The sequence below is a fragment of the Bullifex sp. genome, assembly GCF_034103065.1.
Classification (GTDB): Bacteria; Spirochaetota; Spirochaetia; order Sphaerochaetales; family Sphaerochaetaceae; genus Bullifex.
Genome location: NZ_JAXEGN010000015.1, coordinates 1 through 4,856 on the forward strand (window position 1 = coordinate 1; position 4,856 = coordinate 4,856).

Here is a 4,856-nt window from a genome sequence, read left to right on the forward strand (position 1 = left end):
TCTTGAAAAAAATGATATTAATCTATTTTTAGTCTTCTTTTTCATCATTCATAACTCAATGCTTCAATTGGATCGAGTTTAGATGCTTTAGCTGCAGGATACCAGCCAAAGAAAATACCCACGAACATACTAAAGCCGAGGGATAGTAAAATTGCACCATAACTAAAGTGTAACTCCCATCCAACAACATTTATTATAGCATAACTTATGAAAACGCCCAAGCCAATACCTATTACACCTCCAAGGATGGTTAGTGTAATTGCTTCAACTAAGAATTGTCCTCTAATTACTTTTGGAGAAGCTCCTAACGCCTTTCTGATTCCAATCTCTCTAGTTCTTTCAGCAACAGATACAAGCATAATATTCATTATTCCGATACCACCAACTAAAAGTGATATTGCAGCAATTGCAGCTAAGAATGAAGTAAATGTACCAGTTACTTGGTCAGCCATTTCAACAATTGTAGCAGCTGAGAATACGGAAAAATAATCTGATCCAACTAAGTTATTCAAATACTCTTCTATTTTATTACTAATATCGGTTGCATTTTGACCTTCAACAACCTTACATGTATATGAAGAGACCTTAGTCATATTCATAAAACGCTGCTCAAAAGTGTTGATTGGAATAAATATTGAAGAGTTAAAGCTTGCACCAAGGGTAGCATCCTTTTCATCAAGTACACCAACTATTTGATATCTCTTAGACTGTGTTCTGAATATTGATATATATGAACCAACAGCATTACCTGCAGGGAAAAGCTCTTTAGCAATATCACTACCAAGTATTACAACTTGACGGCGATTGATATTATCTAGAGCACTAAAATATTCACCATATAGTAACTCCGTATTCATGATATAAAAATAGTTTGATGTTACACCCTGTAGTGATACAGTTTTTATCTCTTGCCCAGATCTAATTCTTGCATTTGAAGAGTAAATTGGAAGCACTGTTTCGATTCCTGAAACATTACTCATCAAGGTATCTCCAAACTGAATGTCAAATACATTACCCTTTCTATTGTTTCCTTGAGGATAAATAGAAACTAAGTCTATACCTCCAACATTCATTGAACTTGTAATAGAAGCAGTTGCACTTTGACCTAAATTAAGGATTGCTACAACAGCACCTACACCAATAATAATACCAAGAAGAGAAAGCAGTGTCCTCATCTTGTTATGAACCATAGAGGTTAATGCAATTTTTATATTTTCAAATACCATCAATAGCCCTCCACGGTTATGCCGTCCTTGATATAAACTTGGCTATTACAGCGCATACCAAGCTTTCTATCGTGAGTTACGAATATTACAGTTCTTCCTTCTTCATTTAGCTCTTGGAAGAGTTCCATGATTTGGTCACCAGTTTTACTATCTAGAGCACCAGTTGGTTCATCTGCAAGTAAGATTGCAGGGTCATTAACAAGTGCTCTAGCAATAGCAACTCTTTGCTTTTGACCACCAGAAAGCTCAGAAGGAAGGTGCTTCATTCTTTCTTTTAATCCAACTCTCTCTAGTAGCATCTCAGCTTTTTCTCTTCTTTCATGAGCACCAACGCCTGCATATAATAGAGGAGTCATAACATTTTCGATTGCAGTTTGCTTACCTAAAAGATTAAATTGCTGAAATACAAAGCCAACCTTTTTATTTCTTAAAAAAGCAAGTTCATCCTCATTCATATTACTTGTACACTCACCATCAATTCTTAAAAATCCACTAGTAGGTGTATCAAGACAACCAATAATATTCATTAGTGTACTCTTTCCAGAGCCACTAGGTCCCATTATAGCGGTAAAGGAACCACGAGGGATGGAAAGCGTTACACCATCAAGTGCCTTTACACAGAAGTCACCAACTATGTAATAGCGCCTAACGTTATAAAGCTCTATCACATTATCCATTATCTACCACCTTGGTTTCCACCTGGCATACCCATCATCATCATGTTGGCACCAGACTTTGTATATGTGAGGATATCACCCTTTTTGATGTCTCCTGAAAGTAACTGACAGTATCCCTCTCCTAAGTATTTAACTCTTACATTAACTGTTTCTGTTGTTCCATCTGCATTCTTTTTCTCTACTGTTGTAACACCACCTCTACCTGTAGTAATTGCAGCTTGAGGAATTAAGAGCATTTGTACATCCCCTTCAACTTGAATTGTACCTTCAAAGCTATAGCCCGGCTTTAATGAAGCTGGAGGATTTTCAATTGTTAACTCAACAGATACAACACCAATTCCCTGGTTTGTATAAGTTGCAAGCATAGGAATATATGTAACTACAGCTTCAACGGTTTCTCCTGGAAGGGAATCAAAAGTTAAATATGCCTTTTGACCTAAGGAAACCTTAGCCATATCAATTTCATCAATTTGAACTGTAGCCTTTAATTTAGATACATCAACAATGGTCATTACCTTAGAGCCCGCTTCAAAGTAATCTCCCTCACTAACAGATACAGTTGCAACAGTTCCATCGAAGTTAGCTACAAGGTTTGTATATTCAAGATTGTTTTCAGCATTCTTTAATTGAAGTTTTAAAGTTTCTAATTGAGAAACTGAACCAGAAAGCTCTGCTTGTTTAATTTGGTTTTGAATATTTTTTACTTGATATGTCTGACTTGTGTTATCAATAGAAGCTAAAAGCTGACCTTTTGTTACGCTATCACCTTCTTTAACATATACACCAGTAACAGCACCAGTTGATCTAAACTTAGATTCTTGAGTATCGTAAGCCTCAACATAACCTGAAAGATCGATTACTGAGGTATAGACATTTTCCTCAACAGGAACCTCAACTGTTGTAACAGCTCCAATCATAGCCTTTGCTTTATCTTCAAAATCTTTCTTTACCTTGTTGTAATAAGTTAGGCCAACACAAATTAAGATTAATACAATTACCCATGTAATTAGCTTCTTAATTCTCTTCTTTCTCTTTTTAGCATTATATTCATCACGAATAGCTTTTTCTTGCTTTTCGGCTTCACTCATTATTACATCATTTTTGATATCTGCCATTTTTTATTATCTCCTAAGGCTATAGATTTAACATCTTAATTTTATTAGCAAGTGTTAGTCCGTCTAACACTAAAACTGTTTGAGTATATTCATCGAGCTTTACATTAAATTCAGCATCCTTTAACTCTTGTTCAGTGGCAAGGCCTGCCTCATAATAAGCTCTAACATTCTCTAAATTAGCTTTCAAATAATCTGAGTTTGCAGCAGTTTGAGAACAAGAAAATTCATATTGCATTACCTCTAACTGAAGAGCATTAAAAGACTGTAGATAAGATGTATATTCATCTTGAAAACTATTAGTTGCACTAATTAAATTATTCTCAAGAACCTTAAGCTGTAATTCATCAGCTTTTGCAGCAGTCTTATTACTCCAAGATCCTGAAATAGTAACACTTGGAGTATCAAAAGAAGTGTTATTAAGATTATATGATGAAGAAAGAGATGTACCGAGTGACCAATTACCGTTTGAATAAGTAGCACCTGCTGATGCACTAAGTGCTTTTTGACTAGCTATTTCATTTTTTATCCCAGTTCCTGAAACACTTCCATTAACTTTTACATTTTTAGGATTAATTAAAGCATTCTTTGCTTCAATATTATTTTTAGCTATTTCAACATCAATACTTTTAATAATTACATTAGTATTACCAGTGGATAAAGAAGCTAAAGATAATTCTGGATTTGGAAGGTTTTCAACGCCCTCCCATTCAAGACCAGTTAAATCTTTATATTGCTTCTTAGCATTCTCATACTGTCTCTCATATGCAGAGAGTGTATTCTTTGAAAGCTCTAACTGGTTAGCCAATTGATTATAAGTAATTGATGAAGTAGTAATTTGACCTAAAGTTAATTTATCATTTAATGACTTTTCACTCTTTTGAATTGAATACTTTTGATTTTCAATATTCTTTTCTAAGTTAATTAATGATTTCATTAAGCTAATAACTGAGTTTTCAAAGTTCAGTAGTGAATATTGGTATGAATACTCACTTTGAAGAGCACTCTTTGAATTTGAAAGAGCAGTTATTATATCACTATCATAACCAGATAAATCAAAGGTGTGGCTTACAGAAATAGATGGTGTAAAGCTTAGTTTTGAAGTATCACTATAGCTCATTGAAAATGGAGTTGTTGCTGAAATAGTAGTAGAACCATCATTAGGAAGAACTATAGTTACAGTAGGAGTAATAGATAAATCAGGAGAAACTTGTGCTTTACCTGAAATAGTAATATTTACTTCATCCTCTAATTCTGATTTTTCAATTGTTAACTTCGAGTTTAAATATGATATTTCAGCATTTTTTAGACTGATATTATTTTCTTTAGCACTACTAATAATATCAGAGTAATTACTTGCAAAAATACCCATAACAGCTAAGAATAAAATCATAGCTGTGAATACTATTTTTTTCATTATAATTTCCTTTGCTGTAAATTTAATGTGTAAAAATGTAAAAAACAATATTTTAAAATGTGTTTTATGTGTAATCTTTAAATTTTTATGCAAATAAATAATTTGACATATCTTTTGATAATATTATATTAGGAAGATAAAGGAAAAATCTATGAGTGATGAAAATAATCTCTACTTCGAGAGTAAAAAACAGAAGTCTGAAAATGAACCAGGAATACACAACGATAAAGGATTAAATCCTAACACTAAAAAGAAATTTTCTTTCACAATCATATATTTTATCATAATGATTGCAATAATCATTTTGATGAATAATATGCTCTTTAAAAGTCATATGGAGCCTATAGAAATTGAGTATTCAACTTTTAAATCTATGGTTAGTGAAGGAAAAATTCAACAAGTAGTATTCAATGAAAATACATAC

5 protein-coding genes are annotated in these 4,856 nt (G+C 33.0%); 1 reads left to right on the plus strand and 4 read right to left on the minus strand.

Annotated elements, in window-relative coordinates; all coding sequences use genetic code 11:
- Positions 1-44 precede the first annotated feature (44 nt).
- From SOY52_RS00465 to SOY52_RS00480, 4 genes are read right to left on the minus strand one after another with little or no spacing between them, the layout of a single operon-like run.
- Positions 45-1,226: an ABC transporter permease gene (locus SOY52_RS00465; protein WP_320847022.1), complete on the minus strand. Its 1,182-nt coding sequence runs from the start codon at positions 1,224-1,226 to the stop codon at positions 45-47.
- Positions 1,226-1,903 carry an ABC transporter ATP-binding protein gene (locus tag SOY52_RS00470; RefSeq protein WP_320847023.1) on the minus strand — a complete coding sequence of 226 codons (678 nt, stop codon included), beginning with the start codon at positions 1,901-1,903 and terminating at the stop codon, positions 1,226-1,228. The genes SOY52_RS00465 and SOY52_RS00470 overlap by 1 nt, the downstream gene beginning before the upstream one ends.
- Positions 1,903-3,018: an efflux RND transporter periplasmic adaptor subunit gene (locus SOY52_RS00475; RefSeq protein ID WP_320847024.1), complete on the minus strand. Its 1,116-nt coding sequence runs from the start codon at positions 3,016-3,018 to the stop codon at positions 1,903-1,905. The genes SOY52_RS00470 and SOY52_RS00475 overlap by 1 nt, the downstream gene beginning before the upstream one ends.
- Before the next feature lie 19 nt (positions 3,019-3,037).
- Positions 3,038-4,432 (minus strand): hypothetical protein, encoded by a 1,395-nt coding sequence (locus SOY52_RS00480; protein ID WP_320847025.1) that lies wholly within the window; start codon positions 4,430-4,432, stop codon positions 3,038-3,040.
- Between the two features lie 151 nt (positions 4,433-4,583).
- Here SOY52_RS00480 and SOY52_RS00485 point away from each other — a divergent pair.
- A partial coding sequence (locus SOY52_RS00485; protein ID WP_320847026.1) for an ATP-dependent metallopeptidase FtsH/Yme1/Tma family protein occupies positions 4,584-4,856 on the plus strand: 273 nt, incomplete at its 3' end.